Source organism: Planktothrix paucivesiculata PCC 9631 (assembly GCF_900009265.2).
GTDB lineage: Bacteria > Cyanobacteriota > Cyanobacteriia > Cyanobacteriales > Microcoleaceae > Planktothrix > Planktothrix paucivesiculata.
In genome coordinates this window covers 69,635-85,052 of the sequence record NZ_LR734998.1, presented here as the reverse complement: position 1 = coordinate 85,052, position 15,418 = coordinate 69,635, and the positions used below count along the sequence as shown (strand labels likewise).

Below are 15,418 nucleotides of genomic sequence, written 5' to 3'. Positions count from 1 at the left end.
TATATTAACATTTTTTTGATTGGAGCGGGTTTGGCTGTATACGGATAATCTGTTGGTGCGTGGGAGAAGCTCTACACGCACCCGACAATTGCTTCCGATTAAAACCGATGTCGATATTGGAGTTCGGAAAAACTAACGGTAAATAAGGTTCCGTTTTCTAGGTTGAGGGTGATAGTTCCTTCGAGTTGCTCGGTGAGAGTGCAAACTAATTCCATTCCCAAGGATTCAACATTTCTAAAGTCTACTCCGGCGGGAAAACCGATGCCATTATCTCGAACCGTGAGAATAATTTTATCTTCGGGGTTTTGATGTAGTCCCAGATAAACAATTCCTGAGCGACCATTAGGAAAGGCGTGTTTTAAGGTATTAGATACTAATTCATTCACAATTAAACCGCAGGGTTGAGCAGTTTCAATATTTAAACCAACGGGTTCAATATCGAGTTGAAACTCAATTCGACCATCTTGGACATTATAAGATTCAAACAAATTATCAATTAAATCTTCTAAATAATCTCCAAAATTAATTCTTTCTAAATTAGTTGAACGATAGAGTTTTTCATGAATTAAAGCCATGGAATAGATCCGATTGCGGCTATCGTCCAAAACCTTAATTAATCCGGGTTCCTGAATATAATCCGATTGAAATTCTAAAAGATTAGAAACCACCAGCAAGTTATTTTTGACCCGGTGGTGAATTTCTTTGAGTAAAACTTCTTTTTCTCGCAAGGATGTCATCAGGGTATCTTCTGCTTTTTTGCGTTCAGTAATGTCTCGATACATCCATAAATGACCTTGAGAGACTCCTTGAATCATAATCGGAACATAATCTCGTTCAAAAGTCCGTCCATCAACTAAAGAGATTTCTTCATTCGTGATCAGTCGCTTTCTGCCCATGACTTCTTTATTTCTAATAATAAATTGTGCGGGATCGCTAAATAGATTTTGATATTCAAAGGAAAATGTTTTGCCATCCATACCGATCAGTTTATCGGAGGATTCTTTGATTTTAAATAAATCGCAAAAAGCTTGATTAATTAATACAATTCTCTGAAATTCATCCTTAACTAAAACCCCTAACTGTAAATTCTCAATCAATGTGCTTAATCGAGATGTAGTTGCCCATAATTGTTCTTCAATTCTTTTGCGCTCGCTAATATCAATCCGATATCCAACTATTTCTAAAGGATTTCCTTGGGCATCGAGGATTAATTTAGCTTGATCATACATCCAACGATACCTACCATCCTGGTGTTGAAAACGATATTCATAACTACAATATCCTTGTTCAAACAATGGAGATGATGGAGATAATTGATTTGTAATTCTCCCGATATCCTCCGGATGAATATGACTTAACCAAAATCCAGATTGAGTAAAGTCGGAAACATCATATCCCAAAAGAGTCTTGATATTATCACTAATAAATGTGGTTTGATAGTCTTCCCCTGGTTTGGCACTATAAATAATTCCTGGGCTAGAAAATAGCAAATATTTTAATCGTTCTTGACTGACTAATAAAGATTGTTGAGCCAGAGATCTTTCTTTTAATTCTGTTTGTAATTGTTCATAAAGTTCAGATTGTTGAATCGCAATGGCGAGTTGACTGGTAATTTGTTCTAGTAGGGAAATTTCCCAGGCTTCCCATTGTCGAGGTTGACTGCATTGATGAACAATTAATAAACCCCATAAGGTCTCATTTTCAATAATAGGAACCGCTAGTTTAGCTTGGACTTTAAATTGAGTTAAAAATTCAACTAAACAGGGTAAAATGTGATCCTCGTTAATATTAGCAATTGAGGCAATTTTGCCTTGAATATAATAGCTATGACATTGGGAGGGAAAGATTTCTTCAGAAAAAGTTTTTTCTAAAAGGGAACACCACTCAGGACTAACGGCCTCAGAAATAACACAACCTGTATAATCCTTGTAAATTCGATACACTAATACCCGGTCAGCTTTCAAAAATTGTTTAACTTCCGTTACCATTGTGGATAAAATAGATTTTAGATCCAAAGATTCTCGAATTCGTTGGGTAATGGTGGCAATTAATCGTTCTCGAATCACTTGTTGACCTAAACGTTCCTGGGCTAATTTATTTTCAGTAATATCATTCTGAATTCCTAAATAATGGGTGAGATTTCCCTCCTGATCATAAATGGGAGAAATATTTAGTTCATTCCAAAATAAAGATCCATCTTTGCGGTAATTTCTTAATACAACATTGCAATTTTGTTTCTGTTGTAATCTGGTTCTAATTTGTTTTAACTCGGGCTGATTACGATCCTTACCTTGAAGAAAACGGCTATTTTTTCCCAGGGCTTCTGCCGCAGAATATCCAGTGACTTTTTCAAAAGCTGGGTTGACAAAAACAATGGGATTATCCGGTTGTCGAGCATCAGCAATCACAATACCATTACTACTATAGGCGATCGCTCGTTCACTCAGCCGCAATTGTTCTTCTACCTTTTTCCGTTCTGTAATATCCGTTGCGGCTCCTAAAATTTGTTTAGGTTTACCCTCAGAATTCCGAGCAAAAATTGTATCTCGACTGACCAACCAATGCCAATTTCCCTGAGTATCTTTGATGCGGTATTCAAACTCTAAAATTTCATCGTCCTTGGCTGTGGCAATTTTCTGATAATGTTTTCCTAAACTAATATAATCCTCTGGATGAATCAATTCAGAGAGGAAATTTGAACCTTTTTCTAAAGTTTGTTCTGGCGTGTATCCTAAAATGTTAGTAATTTCTTGATTCACATAAATATTGCGACTTTCAATTAAATCATAAATATATAAAATATTAGGAATAGCGTCAGTAATTCGTTGAATAAACCGTTGACTTTCTTGTAACTCTAATTCAGCTTTTTTGCGATCGGTAATATCTAATGCCGCGCCCGTAATTCCGATAATATTTCCCTCTAAATCCCACAAAGGATCAATGGTTAAATCATAGCATTGAATATCTGCCCCTATATTAGTAGTCACCTCTTTTCGCAAACCCGCTTTTGTGTTCAAAACCTGTTGTTTCAGTTGGGTGAGTTGAATCGCATTTTCCCGGGGAAAAATATCAAAATCCAATTTACCAATCACGGCTTCTGATTCATATCCTCCCGCCGGATTATAAATCCAAGTGTAGCGTAACTCTAAATCTTGATTAAACACAATAATAGGCGAATTTTTTAGCGTAATTTTAAATCGTTCTTCACTAAATCGTAGGGCTACTTCCGTTTGTTTTCGTTCAATTGCCGTTGCTAAAATATTCGCCACACTTTGCAAATAATTTACCTCGTCTTCGCGAAACAGTTGATTTTTTTTACCATAAATTTCTATCTGTCCTAACTGCTGGTAATTTTGTCCCCGAATCGGAATACAAATTCCTTGATTAACAAAATTAAACTTGCCATAATTAAGCTCTTTTGGCTCTAAATCCTCGCTATATTTGCAGGTACAAGAGAATAAGCTAGATTTTAAATCCTCCTGATTATCGGGGACTTGATTTCTGTTTAAGGATAGTGACATTAGGGGTTCATGACTCAGAAGAATATAATTTTTAAGGGGTTCATCCCAAATTGCTAAGGTGAGAAAACAGTCCTCTAAACTATATTCTAAAACTTTGCAATATTCAATGTTTAAATTGTTAGCAATCTGAATCACCACTTCATTAATGAGGGAAACTAAATTGGTTTCTGATAGGGCTTTTTGACCTAATGCGGCGATAATTGCTTGTTGATCAGCTTTATTTTCTAATTCAGACTCTATTTTCTTTAACTCTACAACTTGGCGCTGGAGTTTTTCATTCGTGAAAATTAGTTCTGTTGTCCGGTCAGCCACTCGAATTTCTAAATCTTGATTTAGGGTTTTTAACGCCGCTTCGGCTTGTTGGCGCTCTACACCAGAGGCAATAATATTAGCAACGGCTTGTAAAAAATTAATTTCATCGGCGCTAAAGGTTCGTTGCTCCTGAGAATGAATTCCTAACACCCCAACGGGCTTTTCTTTTCCAGAAATTAAAACCGTTACCCCACTAACAATATCATGATTGGAAAAAAATGCCGAATCGCTAACGCTAAAGCGGGTTTCGACCCGCAAATCCTCAACGATAACGGGTTGTTTCACTAATAATGTATAGCCCGGTTGGGACTGGGGGCTATTGCTCCGGGTAACTCGCCCCACCGAACGAGGACGCAAACCTAATCCCGCCGTTAACAAAAATGTGCCTTGGTTGGGGAGTAATTCCCAAATTTCAATATATTTGATCCCTAATGTTTGTCCCACCAAGGTCACAACCTTTTTGGCCAGATGCCCTAAGTTGGTTTGTGAGAGGGCATATTGACCTAATTCGGCAATCACCTGTTGTTGTCGGGCGCGACGCTTGAGTTCCTGTTGGGCAGTTTCACGAATAGTGACATCCTGCACCAAAGACAAAAGAGAAATAACTCGCCCACTTGAGTTTTTTAAAGCAGAATTGTACCACTCACAATATACTAAATTCCCCTGTTTTGTGTAGTTCCGATTGCAACAGATATTCCGGTTTTCCTCACCATTGAGCAACCGCGACGAGATCGCATTTACCTGTTCTAAATCCTCTGGATATACAAATTCCCAGTTATTCCAATGACGATTCAGAAGTTCTTCTGCCTTCCATCCAAAGATTTTTTCGGCTTGGGGCGACCACCGTTTGACCCGAAACTGCTCATCCCACTCAATCACAGCTAAAGGAGAATTTTCGACGTGAAATGTTAACTGTTGATGGGCTTGTTCTAATTTAGCTTCTATGGTTGGTTGCGCGCTGGGGTCGAGGGGGAGTTGGAGTTCCCGCAGGCGTTGTTGTACCCGTTGTTCAATTATTTGTTCCTGTTGGTCAAGGAGGTGTTGCCTCTCTGCTTTTTTATTATTTTTTGTCATAAATCACCGGATATTATAGTTATTTTTCAAAGAAAAAAAGCCATAGTCAACCGTCAAGCAGACAAAGGTAAATAAACGGTTACAAGAGTTTGGTGATCGCTGGGACTTTCTATGATCAGTTGACCTTGATGAAGTCCTATCAGTTTTTGGACAATGGCTAATCCTAACCCCGAACCCTGTTGTTCATACAATTTGCGTTCAAACTGAACATGGGCTCCAATTTGAGCTATTTGTTGAGGGGTGATCTCTCGTCCATAGTTTTTAACTGATAAAACAAATTGATTATCTTTAACAAATCCGTTAATTTCAATCGGTTGTCCGATGGCGGAAAATTTCATGGCATTATCAACTAATTCTTCAACCAGTTTTTCTACTCTCATTTCTGCCATGGCGATCGCCACATCTTGTAGATTGAGAACTAAATCTGCCTGCCGTTTTTCCTCTTGAACTTGAGCCATTACTTTTTCCGTAATTACTGTTTGCGAGGATCGGGTTTTCTCCTGACGTAAGCTGGCAATCTTTTTGGGATCGGTGGCAATTAGTTCTAATTCCGCATAGAGCAGAAAATTCATTGTCAACCGATATAAACGTTTCCCAGATAAGGAAATTTGCTCGACAATTTCACGGATCTCATTAGTTTCCATGAAATCTAATTCATCGAGTAAAAGTTCCGTTGATGCTAAAATTCCATTTAAAGGAGTTCTTAATTCATGGGGCAAGGAATGGGTAATATTTTTACGGAGTTCATCTAATTTTTCCTGGGAAAATTTTTGAACTGAGGCTTTTTTTTCTAGTTGAGTGGCGATCGCTTTCAGCAATTCCTTGGGGGTAAAGGGTTTAATTAAATAATCATCTGCCCCCAATTCCATGCCCTTTCGCAAGTCTAATTTATCGGATTTAGAAGTTAGAAAAATAAACGGAATGATCTTAGTTTCTGGTGCTTCTCGTAATGCTTTTAATACCCCATGACCGTCCATTTCCGGCATCACCACATCACATAAAATTAAATCAGGATTAGATTTTTGAGCAAGTTGTAAACCGATCTTTCCATTCTCGGCGGACATGGTTTCAAATTCTTCAATTTCTAACAGTTCTAAAATACTCTCGCGAATGAAGTCTTCATTTTCAATTACTAAAATTCTGGTCATTTTGATTTCCTCAATAATTTTGATTCAGGATTATGATGGATGAGGTTGAGAAATATTTAATTGACTTCCACTTTTAACTAAGGTTTGAAAATCCTCTAAATTGAGCGGACGACTAAATAGATACCCCTGAATTTCATCACATTGAAAGCTCTGCAAGATATTTAATTCTTCTTGAGTTTCTACCCCTTCAGCAATCACTTTTAAATTTAACAGATGAGCCATTGAAATTAAAGATTGCGTGATGGTGGCATTGATTTTATTAGTATGGAGATTGCGGACAAAAGATTGATCTATTTTCAGCACATCAAAGGGGAATTTTTGCAGATAGCTTAGGGAAGAATATCCCGTCCCAAAATCATCAATAGCTATGGTTACTCCCAAGGCTTTTAAAGCCTGTAACTGTTGGATGGATAATTCAGCATCTCGAATTAATAAACTTTCGGTTAATTCTAATTCTAAATAATCCGGTTCACAGCCCGTAGTGAGTAAAATTTCCATTAACTTTTGGCATAAATTAGGTGTTTGGAATTGCCGCCCCGATAAATTTACCGCCACGCGCAAACGTCCTAAACCTTGAGATCGCCAGGCTTGACTATGTTGACAGGCTTGAGATAAAACCCATTCGCCAATGGATTCAATTAAACCTGTTTCTTCCGCAATAGGAATAAATTTTATTGGGGAAATCCTGCCCTTTTGGGGGTGTTTCCAGCGAAGTAAGGCCTCCGCACCAATAATATTTCCCGTTTTCAAACTGACTTGCGGTTGATAGTAAAGTTCCAATTCTTCTCTTTCTAAAGCATACCGCAAAGCAACTTCTAAATCAATCCTTTCCGACAGTTGATGTTCCGAAGCAGGAATATAAAAACTATAATGATTTCCTCCTTGTTGTTTAACTTGATTCATGGCTTGTTTGGCCTCCCGCAGCAGGTGTTGAATATCCCGACCATCTTGGGGATAAAGGGAAATTCCAGCACTAACGGTGATCAAAACTTCTCGATTTGTTAACACAAAGGGATCGGAGATCTGCTGTTGTAAGTTTTCAATTACGGTCTTAATCTGTTGTTGCTCCAAAATTGGTGGGAGTAAAATTGCAAATTGATTGCTATCAATATGAATAATAATATTATCAGCAGGTAAACTTTTTCTTAACCGCTCGGCCACCGCTTTCAAAAGGGAATCTCCCCCTTCATAACCTAAAATATCGTTAATTCTACCAAACCGATCTATCCCTAAATAGATAATCGGTATCATCCCATTTTGTTGCCAATTTTGATTAGCAACAGACAGCAATGAAAACTCATCCAACCTTTGTTGAAAATATTCCAACAGGGATAAACGGTTGGGTAAGTTAGTGGGGCTATCTTGATAAATTAATTGATTAAGTTTAGATTCAGCTATTTTTAATTGGTGAGTATAATTAGCTTTTAAAGTGGCGTTTTTTTTCAAACGAATCACAATGGCTTTGAGTAATTCTGTGGGGGTGAAAGGCTTGGTTAGATAATCATCAGCCCCAAGCTGCATTCCTTTTCGCAGGTCGCCGACATCGGAGTTTGCTGTTAAGAAGATGAAGGGAATAGTTGCCGTGACCGGATTTTTTTGTAAAGCAACGAGAACCCCATAACCGTCGATTTCCGGCATCGCCACATCACACAAAATTAAATCTGGTTGATGCTGAATTGCCAATTGTAAACCAATTTTGCCATTTCCGGCATTAAAAACTTCAAATTTTTCTGTTTCTAGTAATTCGATAATGTTATCTCTAATTAAGTCTTCATCCTCAATAACCAGAATTTTAGACATGGTTGTTTATCTCAAATAAATTTTTTATATAAAAAATCGTAGTGAGTCTTTCACACCCTTAAGAGAGTCCTTCAGGACTCACTACGATTTTTTAATTGCGGGCTAAACCTTCTTGACGGGCGGTATGGGTAACGGCACTGGCGACGGCCGTAGCCACCCGTTTATCAAATACCGAAGGCACAACATATTCCCGATCTAAATCCGTGGGAGAAACTAAAGAAGCGATCGCATTTGCTGCTTCTAAATACATGGAAATTGTTAAACTTCTAGCTCCACAATCTAAGACACCTCGAAATAGACCGGGAAAGGCTAAAACGTTATTAATTTGATTGGGATAATCACTGCGTCCTGTTGCTACGACGGCGACATCATTTATAATTAATTCCGGTTGAATTTCAGGAATTGGATTAGCCATAGCAAAAACAATAGGATCTTTCGCCATAGATCGCACCATTTCGGGAGTTACCACCCCAGGAGCACTAACTCCCATAAACACATCCGCATCTTTCATCGCATCGGCTAAAGTTCCCGATAAGTTAACAGCAAATTCCCGTTTTTGTTCGTTAATATCGGTGCGATTATGACTAATAATTCCCTTAGAATCACATAGAGTAATATTACGAACTCCGGCTTTTTTGAATAAACGCGCCATGGCAACCCCCGCAGCACCTGCCCCATTTAAAACCAAGTGAATATCTTCCCGGGATTTTTTGACTAATTTTAGGGAATTAATTAACGCGGCTAAACTAACAATTGCTGTGCCATGTTGATCATCATGAAAAATAGGAATATCTAACGACTCTCGCAGTCGAGCTTCAATTTCAAAACAGCGAGGGGCGGCAATATCTTCTAAATTTATGCCGCCGAAAACTGGGGCAAGATATTTAACAGTTTCGATAATTTTGTCAGTATCTTGGGTATCTAAACAAATCGGAAAGGCATCAATATCTCCAAATTCTTTAAATAGCATGGCTTTCCCTTCCATCACGGGTAAAGCTGCACCTGGCCCCAAATTTCCTAAGCCTAAAACTGCACTACCATCAGTCACAATAGCGACGGTATTTTGTTTAATCGTCAGTTGATAAATTTGCTCTGGATCTTCAGCGATCGCTTTACAAATTCGACCCACACCCGGAGTATAAGCCATGGCTAAATCCGATTGAGATTTTAGGGGAATTTTACTTTGAATACTGATTTTTCCGGCGCGATGGAGATTAAAAGTTCGGTCATAAACCGCTAATACTTTTAACTCAGTTAAATCTTTTACCGCTTGGACAATTTGTTCTGCGTGTTCTTCACTCGAGGCATCCACACTGATTTCCCGAATCGTTTTGTGCAGAGTTTGTTCAATTAAGTCAATTTGACCTAAATTTCCGCCGACGCTGGCGATCGCTTGAAAAACACTAGCCAACATTCCGGCACGGTTAGGTAGTTCCAGACGAATTGTAACGCTATAACTCGGATTCGGTGTTAAGTTAACCATATTCAGTATTAATTAGCTGTCCATTTGGTATGATATCACCGCAGATCAAGATCAGTCTGTAGTGTAAGCATGACATATAGCAAGGGGTAAGGGTTAAGGGGTAATACTGCTATATATCGAATTTTTTTAATACTGCTGTTGAAATTGCAGGTAATAGCTGAGATTCGCTACACTAATATATTGATCGACATATTTCGGTGTAGGTGTTTTTTCCAGCGCCCGCTTTACTTGCTTTTTTCGCTGATTTTTTGAGGGTTCCATAGTGATCATCTCGGGTTAGGATTGGCAATTGATCTTTATTATCTGATCTATTCACCACTTATAATCTAACGTCAATTTATTTTCTTAATCATTCAAAGCGGAATCAGACCTATCCAGTTAAATTACCTATTATACCAAAAATTTAATCGGGGCTATGGTTTCACCAACTCTTGAATTATATCACAATACGGTTCATATTTGGCAAACAAATTTAACAGGATCGCCTCCATACCTTGAATTTTATCAAAGTATTCTGGCTGATCCTGAGCTAAAACGAGCAAGACAATTCAAGTTCCCACGGGATCAACAGGCGTTTATGATTGCCCGGGGAATATTAAGAATTATTCTCGGTCACTATTTAAACCTTTCGCCAGAACGGATTAAATTTAAGTATAGTTCTAAAGGAAAACCTAGTTTAGATCAAGATCCCTTACCGCTACAGTTTAATTTATCCCATGCCCATGGAAAAGCTATTTATGCGATCGCCCTGGAAGAAAATATCGGCATAGATATAGAATATATTCGGGAAATTGAACTTATTTCCTTAGCAAAACGCTTTTTTTGTGAGTCTGAATATCGGTGGTTAAATTCCCTTGATTCAGAAGCACAATATGCTGCATTTTTTCGACTTTGGACGTGCAAAGAAGCCTACTTAAAGGCCACGGGAGAAGGGTTGGTTGGGTTACAGGAAGTTGAAATTTTCACGCCTCTGGATTCCAACCTAAAAATTTTGAAAATTTCCCAGGATTCGGAATTAGCTAAAAATTGGACGTTACAAAGAATTGAAACCGCAGAAAACTATCTAGCAACCTTGGCAATTAAGGGAACAAATTATCAGTTTAAATATAGGCAATGGACTGAAGAAAAAGCCCTAGAATAGACGATGGGAAGGAAAAACGTGGTATTATTATGAGTACACAAATGGAGATGTGATCACATTACAAAGCATAGAATTTGAGTTTCTCATTGAGCTTTTATATGAAGGAATTAGTTTTGATCAAGAGTCAGATTTTGATGTTGTTGAATTGGGATCTCAATCATAAATTCCGATCCTTGTTTAACTTGAGAAGAACACTTTAACTTACCCAGATGTCTTTCCACAACTATTTGATAACTAATAGCTAATCCTAAGCCAGTTCCTTTTCCCACGGGTTTTGTGGTAAAAAATGGATCAAATAATTTATTTTTAACGGTTTCCGTCATTCCCATCCCATTATCAGCAATGATAATTAAAACCTGATTATCCTCCATGACTTCTGTAGTAATCGTAATCGTGGGTTTCCAACAATTCAATGAATTAAAACCGATATCATCTTCAGAATATAACTCTACATCATTAGGATTCAGACTAGAAATAATTTCTTGATTTTGTTCTACGATTCGCTCCTGAATTGCATCAATAGCATTAGTGAGTAAATTCATAAATACTTGATTCATCTGACCTGCATAACAATGGACTAAGGGCAATTCCCCATAGTTTTTGATCACCTGAATTTTTTGTCTTTCTCCGGTTTCTGATAAACGATTTTGTAAAATCAATAATGTATTTTCTAAGCCCTCATGTAAATTCACCTGTTTAACATCTGCTTCATCTAAACGCGAAAAGTTTCTCAGGGATAAAACAATTTGCTGAATGCGACTCGCCCCGACTTTCATGGAACTTAATAGTTTGGGATAATCTCGTTGTAAAAAATCTAAATCTACGGTTTCAATCACTTCTTGAATATCAGAAACTGGATCGGGATAATGCTCTTGATAGAGGGATACTAAATTCAATAAATCCTCCAGATATTGGGCTGCATAATCAACATTTCCATAAATAAAATTAATCGGATTATTAATTTCATGGGCAACCCCTGCCACTAACTGACCTAAAGAAGACATCTTTTCAGTTTGAATTAAATGGGCTTGAGTTTGTCGTAATTTATTTAAAGTCGCTTCTAATTCTAGGGTTTGAGCTCTAGCTAAAGCTGCGGCTTCTCGGGTTTGATTATAGAGTTGGGCTTGGTTAATAGCGATCGCCACTTGCGCCGTGACAGCCTGTAATAATTCAACTTCAGAATCACTCCAACACCGGGGTTCCTGATGATTTCCACAAATTAAAACCCCGATTTCTCCCGTTTGGGTTTGAATGGGGAGAGACAGAACCGATATTAAGCCAAACTGGAGTAAAAATGACTTTCTTTGGGATTCAGGTACATGATCAATCTGATCAATTCGTCCTATTTTAAAATCTAAATTTTTCTCAGATCCCATCCCCCCATCTTCTATAGGATATCGACCTATAATATTAGGAATTGCCGGATCTTTAGCTTCAGCAACAATTTCCCAATAAGCCGCATTAGAATAGGATTGAGATAAATTTTTATAATCTGAATGAAAACCCATTTCTGGCCGTCGATACCAACAAAAATAACATCGATCTACCTTCATTAACTCCCAAACCTGTAAAACAGTTGTTTCTAAAATTGTTTTCAAATCTAAAGAGTTACGAATTTGATTTGCCAAATGATTAATCAGTTTTTCCTGTTGAGCCAATTGTCGAAATCGAGTTCCCGATTGTGCCAATAATTCTTCCGCTAATTTCCGCTCTGTAATATCCTCGTATGTTCCTAATATTCCCACCACATTTCCCTCAGAATCATGAAGGGGAATTTTATTGGTTTCTAACCAAATAATTTTTCCATCAGGTCTTAATTGAGTTTCGATAATTCGATAGCGCGGGGTATTCGTTTCCATGACCTCTTGATCAATTTTTCGATAAAATTCAGCTTCATCTAAACTGTAAAAAAAATCATAATCGGTTTTACCAATAATATCTTCAGGAGACTTTAATCCCGTATCTAAAGCCACTTGTAAATTACACCCTTGAAAGACGGAATTTCGATCTTTCCAAAAAATTCGTTGGGGAATTGTATTCATAATTAATTCCAACATTTGTTGAGATTTTTGATAATATTTTTGACTTTTATTTAATAATTGGTTCAGTGCTTCAAGTTCTTTAGGGGTTTTAAGTTGTAAAAGTTGGGGAACTAAAGGAATAATTGTACAAGCGGTAAAAATTGAAATCAGGGCCGTCATTGCTTTTAATCCTCCGGCTAACCAATATACCGGATACCAAAGGGTGAAAATCGACATTAAATGGCTGAGTCCACAGGCAAAAATGAACGCACTAAACAAGATTAAAACATTAGGGAAGGGGAGATCTTTACGCCGATTAACAAAGTACATTAAGGCGATAGGAATGGAAAAATAAGCGATCGCAGTGAATAAATCCGAGACCAGATGAAGTCCGATTAATTTAGATTCCCAAAGGTAACAGGAACCATGGGACATGAATGCAGTTATGACAACCAGTTGTTGTGAGATCATCCAGGTGGGGTTCATGAGGATTGAGAATTTATTCTGAGGAATTAAAGATACAATAAAATATTGAATTTGAGTTCAAAAAAAGGGAATTAATAATTGATAATAGCACCAACAGTATCGGGTGTTCCTATGCAACCCAGCAAAAATCCCCGTTAACCTTTATAATACAAATTTGGGAGATTAAAAACTCAGCGTCTTCATACCTGAGATAAAAAGCGACACTTCGACAGGCTCAGTGACCGCTCAGGGGAATTTATTCCCCGTGAATATTTCTTTAATCTATGTTAGTATATCCAGTAACAGGAAAAGGTAAACAACCTGTATAAAAACCTAGTCGCCTAACGGCAAAACGCTGAACCTTGACAATTGAATCTATAGGGTTCTACTGCAAAGTTCTAGTTTTCCCCCAGCAGTGGGTAAAAGATTCATGGGAGCTAGACGACCAGTTTTTAAGCAAAAAAAGAACTCGCAGAAATGCGAATAGGGTAGGGCATACCCGAATTTACGCTTGGGGAGAATCCCACCTCTGGTTAAAGCACTGCAAGGTACTTTGATTAAGTGGTTTCGTTGAACCAAGAATCTCAGCGCCTTCAGACCTGAGAGTGTCAAAATGGTATATGTGATACAAATTCCCGATTTAGGCTTCAATGACTACAGAAATTCAAACTGAAATTCAAACGGAGGTTGAGAGACGTCGCAATTTTGCGATTATTTCTCACCCTGATGCTGGAAAAACTACCCTGACCGAAAAATTACTCCTGTACGGAGGTGCGATTCACGAAGCCGGTGCTGTTAAGGTACGCAGAGCCCAACGTCATGCCACCTCAGACTGGATGGCAATGGAGCAACAAAGGGGAATTTCGATTACCTCAACGGTTTTGCAGTTTGAGTATAACAACTGTCAAATTAATCTGCTAGATACACCCGGACACCAAGATTTTAGTGAAGATACTTACCGCACCTTAGCCGCTGCTGATAACGCGGTGATGTTAGAAGATGCGGCCAAGGGTTTAGAGCCGCAAACTCGCAAATTGTTTGAAGTCTGCAAAATGCGGGGTCTACCTATTTTTACTTTTATTAATAAAATGGATCGTCCGGGTCAAGAACCCTTAGAATTACTCGATGAAATAGAAAAAGAATTAGGATTAAAAACCTATCCGATAAATTGGCCTATTGGCACGGGCGATCGCTTTAAAGGAGTATTTGATCGTCGTAAACAAAAAATTCATTTATTTGAACGCAGCGCCCACGGAAGTCGAGAAGCGTTAGATACGGTATTTGACTTAGATGATCCCCACATTCAGGAATTTTTAGATCCCGATCTTTATGAACAATTAAAAGAAGAATTAGAACTCCTTGAGCACGCGGGTTCGGAATTTGATCTGGATTTAGTTCATGCTGGAAAAATGACCCCGGTTTTCTTCGGCAGTGCTATGACTAATTTTGGGGTTCAATTATTCTTGGATTCCTTCTTAGAATATGCCTTAAAACCCGGTTCCCATCTGAGTACCCTGGGAAATATGGAACCCGAGTATCCAGAGTTTACGGGCTTTGTTTTTAAGCTACAAGCGAATATGGATGCCAAACACCGAGATCGGGTGGCCTTTGTGCGCGTTTGTACGGGAAAATTTGAAAAGGATATGACGGTTAATCATGCCCGGACTGGAAAAGTTGTCCGTCTTTCCCGTCCGCAAAAACTCTTTGCCCAGGAAAGACAATCGATTGAAACCGCCTATCCTGGGGATGTAATTGGATTAAATAATCCCGGGGTTTTTGCCATTGGCGATACAATTTATATGGGCAAAAAATTAGAATATGAAGGGATTCCTTGTTTTACCCCTGAGTTATTTGCCTATTTAAAAAATCCCAATCCTTCTAAGTTTAAACAATTCCATAAAGGAGTTTTAGAATTGCGGGAAGAAGGGGCGGTACAAATTATGTTTTCTGTTGATCAATCTAAACGTGACCCGATTTTAGCGGCCGTGGGTCAACTACAATTTGAGGTGGTGCAGTTTAGATTGCAAAATGAATATGGGGCTGAAACCCTATTAGAACCTTTACCTTATACTGTGGCCCGTTGGGTAACTGGAGGTTGGGAAGTTTTAAATAAAGTCGGACGAATTTTTAACGCGGCGGTGGTGAAAGATAGCTGGGATCGTCCAGTTTTGCTGTTTAAAAATGAATGGAATTGTCGTCAAGCGGAAGCCGATCATCCTGAGTTAAAACTGACTTCTATTGCTCCGGTAGTTTCAATTAAACCGTTTGAATCGGGAGAGGAAGAATAAGGCTTGAATCTTGATCCCTGAATAAACAACGCATATACAATTAAACTTGTTGTTGCGCTTAAGCGCACTGACACGGCGTGCCCAAGCGCAACAACGAGCTTTTTGACCACCTACTTACAGGGAAAGGTTTTAAACAAAACACAAAACGAGGATTAATTTAAAACT

General features: G+C 38.3%; 8 protein-coding genes. 2 read left to right on the top strand and 6 right to left on the bottom strand.

The features are described from left to right. Positions 1 to 98: 98 nt before the first annotated feature. From PL9631_RS03775 to PL9631_RS26960, 5 genes are all read right to left on the bottom strand, one after another. Entirely contained in the window at positions 99 to 4,907 is a 4,809-nt protein-coding gene (locus PL9631_RS03775; RefSeq protein WP_083617153.1) for a PAS domain S-box protein, read from the bottom strand. A gap of 53 nt (positions 4,908 to 4,960) precedes the next feature. Next, complete coding sequence (locus tag PL9631_RS03770) at positions 4,961 to 6,055, bottom strand: hybrid sensor histidine kinase/response regulator (protein WP_083617149.1); 1,095 nt, start codon at positions 6,053 to 6,055, stop codon at positions 4,961 to 4,963. Positions 6,056 to 6,085: 30 nt separating this feature from the next. Beyond that, complete coding sequence (locus PL9631_RS03765) at positions 6,086 to 7,855, bottom strand: EAL domain-containing response regulator (protein WP_083617147.1); 1,770 nt, start codon at positions 7,853 to 7,855, stop codon at positions 6,086 to 6,088. Between the two features lie 91 nt (positions 7,856 to 7,946). Then, positions 7,947 to 9,338 (bottom strand): malic enzyme-like NAD(P)-binding protein, encoded by a 1,392-nt coding sequence (locus PL9631_RS03760; RefSeq protein ID WP_083617144.1) that lies wholly within the window; start codon positions 9,336 to 9,338, stop codon positions 7,947 to 7,949. A gap of 126 nt (positions 9,339 to 9,464) precedes the next feature. Continuing rightward, entirely contained in the window at positions 9,465 to 9,599 is a 135-nt protein-coding gene (locus tag PL9631_RS26960; protein WP_269321682.1) for a hypothetical protein, read from the bottom strand. Positions 9,600 to 9,753: 154 nt separating this feature from the next. Here PL9631_RS26960 and PL9631_RS03755 point away from each other — a divergent pair, with 154 nt between their 5' ends. Next, complete coding sequence (locus PL9631_RS03755) at positions 9,754 to 10,479, top strand: 4'-phosphopantetheinyl transferase family protein (protein ID WP_083617142.1); 726 nt, start codon at positions 9,754 to 9,756, stop codon at positions 10,477 to 10,479. Between the two features lie 107 nt (positions 10,480 to 10,586). Here PL9631_RS03755 and PL9631_RS03750 read toward each other — a convergent pair whose 3' ends face one another. Next, positions 10,587 to 12,986, bottom strand: a complete 2,400-nt coding sequence (locus PL9631_RS03750; RefSeq protein WP_231516634.1) for an ATP-binding protein — start codon at positions 12,984 to 12,986, stop codon at positions 10,587 to 10,589. Between the two features lie 629 nt (positions 12,987 to 13,615). Between PL9631_RS03750 and prfC the strand changes: the two genes are divergently transcribed. Beyond that, positions 13,616 to 15,253 carry a peptide chain release factor 3 gene (gene prfC / locus PL9631_RS03745; protein ID WP_083617140.1) on the top strand — a complete coding sequence of 546 codons (1,638 nt, stop codon included), beginning with the start codon at positions 13,616 to 13,618 and terminating at the stop codon, positions 15,251 to 15,253. Positions 15,254 to 15,418: the final 165 nt, after the last annotated feature.

Excerpts from the sequence above, each read along its gene's own strand:
- PL9631_RS03775 (WP_083617153.1), bottom strand. The coding sequence starts at position 4,907 with ATGACAAAAAATAATAAAAAAGCAGAGAGGCAACACCTCCTTGACCAA.
- PL9631_RS03760 (WP_083617144.1), bottom strand. The coding sequence starts at position 9,338 with ATGGTTAACTTAACACCGAATCCGAGTTATAGCGTTACAATTCGTCTG.
- prfC (WP_083617140.1), top strand. The coding sequence starts at position 13,616 with ATGACTACAGAAATTCAAACTGAAATTCAAACGGAGGTTGAGAGACGT.
- PL9631_RS26960 (WP_269321682.1), bottom strand. The coding sequence starts at position 9,599 with ATGGAACCCTCAAAAAATCAGCGAAAAAAGCAAGTAAAGCGGGCGCTG.
- PL9631_RS03750 (WP_231516634.1), bottom strand. The coding sequence starts at position 12,986 with ATGAACCCCACCTGGATGATCTCACAACAACTGGTTGTCATAACTGCA.
- PL9631_RS03765 (WP_083617147.1), bottom strand. The coding sequence starts at position 7,855 with ATGTCTAAAATTCTGGTTATTGAGGATGAAGACTTAATTAGAGATAAC.
- PL9631_RS03755 (WP_083617142.1), top strand. The coding sequence starts at position 9,754 with ATGGTTTCACCAACTCTTGAATTATATCACAATACGGTTCATATTTGG.
- PL9631_RS03770 (WP_083617149.1), bottom strand. The coding sequence starts at position 6,055 with ATGACCAGAATTTTAGTAATTGAAAATGAAGACTTCATTCGCGAGAGT.